At 46.9% G+C, this 1,624-nt stretch carries 3 protein-coding genes; 2 read left to right on the forward strand and 1 reads right to left on the reverse strand.

The genetic code is table 11. The features are described 5' to 3' along the window. Positions 1–42: 42 nt before the first annotated feature. Both RMO27_RS02325 and RMO27_RS02330 read left to right on the forward strand, forming a co-directional pair. Entirely contained in the window at positions 43–711 is a 669-nt protein-coding gene (locus RMO27_RS02325) for an MBL fold metallo-hydrolase (protein ID WP_309728674.1), read from the forward strand. Between the two features lie 222 nt (positions 712–933). Continuing rightward, a complete protein-coding gene (locus tag RMO27_RS02330) occupies positions 934–1,059 on the forward strand; it encodes a photosystem II protein Y (RefSeq protein WP_309728675.1) in 126 nt (41 codons plus the stop codon). Positions 1,060–1,164: 105 nt separating this feature from the next. Here RMO27_RS02330 and RMO27_RS02335 read toward each other — a convergent pair whose 3' ends face one another. Next, positions 1,165–1,377, reverse strand: a complete 213-nt coding sequence (locus RMO27_RS02335) for an NAD(P)H-quinone oxidoreductase subunit O (RefSeq protein ID WP_309728676.1) — start codon at positions 1,375–1,377, stop codon at positions 1,165–1,167. Between the last annotated feature and the right edge of the window lie 247 nt (positions 1,378–1,624).

Consider the following 1,624-nt stretch of genomic DNA (forward strand, 5'->3'; position numbering starts at 1 on the left):
AGCAATTGCCTACATTTAAACTCTCGTAGACTCCGCGCTCTTATGTCGCCATCCAACTTGTCACAGCCGCCACTGTCAATTAAAACTTCCGCCGCAAAGTTGCCAACAGAGATTTTGCCAGGGATCTTTGCTTTTCCCCCCAACCGCGAGACACTCGGCGGGACTGCTTATGCGATTTTTACTCCCAATGGCAATATCTTAGTCGATAGTCCCGCTTGGAATGATGTCAATCGTCAGTTTATCCGCGATCGCGGTGGCATTCGTTCGTTAGCAATTACCCATCGGGGGGGCATCGGTCAAACTCCAGCGATCGTCTCTGAATTTAACTGTGAAGTTGTCGTACAAGAACAAGAAGCCTACCTACTTCCAGGACTAAAAGTTACGACTTTTGAGTCTAAAATTAGTATTAACGATAGCATACACGCAATTTGGACTCCCGGACATTCACCCGGATCTTTTTGCGTATATTATGCTGAGGCTGGTGGCGTCTTGTTTACAGGTCGGCATTTATTACCAGACCATTTAGGTGCTGCCGTACCCATCCGTACTCCCAAGACTTTTCATTGGCCGCGCCAGCTTCGCAGCGTTGCCGCTATTTGGCAACATTTTCCCGCGATACAACCGCTGAGCCATATCTGTCCGGGTGCGAATACTGGCTTATTACGCGGTCGCGGCACGATTAAAATCGATCGTGCTCGCTCAGCAGAGTAACGATTAAAATCGCTGTGGGCAGAAAGCGACCGCCACGTCACTGGCGGAGTCTCATCGATCGCCAGACAACTCATTTTCCCACTAAGATTTATACTGCAGATAACGATACTTACCTCTTGTCAATTTAGGGATGAATCCAATACCAGTTCCTAATTCTGCTAAAGTAAGTATGTGCTATTTAGCGATCGACTGAGCTTCTGCTTTTAATTTAGGAAAACAACTATGGACTTCGACTTTCGGCTGTTAATCGTGCTTGCTCCTCTAGCTGCTGCGGCTGGTTGGGCTGTTTTCAATATTTTGCCAGCCGCCCTCAGACAAATTAAAGAACTCTTACGCGACAAAAACTAGTAGAAATATCTACTAGTTTTTGTCGAGAGTGGAATGGTGCCATTATTGCCATCATTCTCAGAGCATTCATCTGTGTCCCGGCAGACATCGATCGCCGCAGCTAGCTTAAAATCCTTCTAGCTGGTCGAGTCGGAGCCAAATGTTTGGTGTTGGCACTTGTCCGAATTTAACTAGCGCGTAGTCCCCTCGGAGATCTAACACCTCACCTTTGGTTTCAAATAAATATTTGGGAAATCTGGCGTCACTAGCTTTAGCTTCGAGACTGTTTGCCAGCATATTTGCGATCGCGCGCACGGAATCTCCTTTCTTGACTGCCATAATTTAGGGGGTAGGGAATAGCGATTCGCGCTCGTCGGGTTCCCCGACGGTTTAGCGAATCAAGACAGAGAATAGGGAATAGGGTAAATCTACATGTGAAAACCTAATACCTAATACCTAGCCTTAAGTCTACATGTAAAAATCTACTACCTCAAGCCTAACACCTAAAGCCCAATCCCTATTCCCTATTCCCTATTCCCTATTCCCTATTCCCTAGTTTAGCGTCGGCGACTGCCAAACCCGGAAC

Source organism: Chamaesiphon sp. OTE_75_metabat_556 (assembly GCF_031378165.1).
In the GTDB taxonomy this organism is placed as follows: Bacteria; Cyanobacteriota; Cyanobacteriia; order Cyanobacteriales; family Chamaesiphonaceae; genus Chamaesiphon.